Below are 1,062 nucleotides of genomic sequence, written 5' to 3' on the forward strand. Positions count from 1 at the left end.
GAAGCCCTGAGCACTGGGATGTTAAACAGCAAAAGACATTTACTCTCGATGATTTTAATGGGATGTTTGATATTAAATACAAAAATTTAACAGATTTTGAACGTTATGTCCTTAAACCGACCAAAGAGGAAATGCACGAAAAAAGCGAGATCAGTTTCGATTACGTTATTAATAAGGGCTATTCAAGCCGAATTAAAAGAGGACGACCAAAAGCCCTCGACTGCACGATTAAGCTTGTACAAAACAAGATTAGACAGCGAAGACTATTTTAACTTAATTAACACTATTGACTTATTTAACTTATTTAACTAAAATAACATAAATAACTTATTTAACCAAAGGGCAAACGATGGAAATTTCAATAATGAATTTCAAAGGTGGGCAGGGTAAAACGTCGATAGCGTTAAATCTTGCGTACTCATTCGATTACGGTATCGTGGCAAATGAGACATACACGGTACTTAAAAATCATTTAGACGATAACCACCTGTTGATTACGACCGATGCGATCCCATCCGGGATGGATGATGTAATCTATGATTTCGGCGGTGGGATCACCCCTCACATGGCAGCGGCGATCAAACGCTCAAATGTTGTCATTATTCCTTTCATTGTTGAACAAGCAAACGTCGAAGTAACTATTGAAGCTATCAACTCTGTATTAGCTCTCAACAAAAATATAATCCTTGTACCAAACAAGATCAAAGAGAGTGACAAGGATTTTGAAGTTCTCCTCGACACGCTCAAAGAGTTCGGGTTCGATCATCTTCCAATATCTCCTATTCGGTCGTCAATGGCTCTACAGAACATTTTTTCAGAGCAAAAAACCATTAAGCAAATGCAAGAGGAGGGCGGTTTAAATGGCTTTAATTACCGCAAAGTTTCAGAGGACTTTAATAACTTAATTAAGTTAATTAAGTTAATGAAAGTGGATAAATAAAATGGCTTTTAAGGGTTTAAAAAAAGGGGAAGAAAAACCACCGGTTAATCACTTCGATGCAATCAAAGAGAGCGACAAAAATAGCCAATTCGGTCGCCCGATCATTGAGGACTATAAAAAAC

Annotated in this window: 2 protein-coding genes; both read left to right on the forward strand. The window is 37.1% G+C overall.

The window, feature by feature from the left end:
- Positions 1-272: replication initiation protein (locus A3G19_RS08220; RefSeq protein WP_294871939.1), on the forward strand; the 272-nt coding region annotated here is incomplete at its 5' end.
- A gap of 77 nt (positions 273-349) precedes the next feature.
- Positions 350-940, forward strand: coding sequence for a ParA family protein (locus A3G19_RS08225; protein WP_294871942.1), 591 nt, complete (start codon positions 350-352; stop codon positions 938-940).
- Positions 941-1,062: the final 122 nt, after the last annotated feature.

The organism is Sulfuricurvum sp. RIFCSPLOWO2_12_FULL_43_24, from assembly GCF_001829605.1.
Lineage (GTDB): Bacteria > Campylobacterota > Campylobacteria > Campylobacterales > Sulfurimonadaceae > Sulfuricurvum.

Excerpts from the sequence above, each read along its gene's own strand:
- A3G19_RS08225 (WP_294871942.1), top strand. The coding sequence starts at position 350 with ATGGAAATTTCAATAATGAATTTCAAAGGTGGGCAGGGTAAAACGTCG.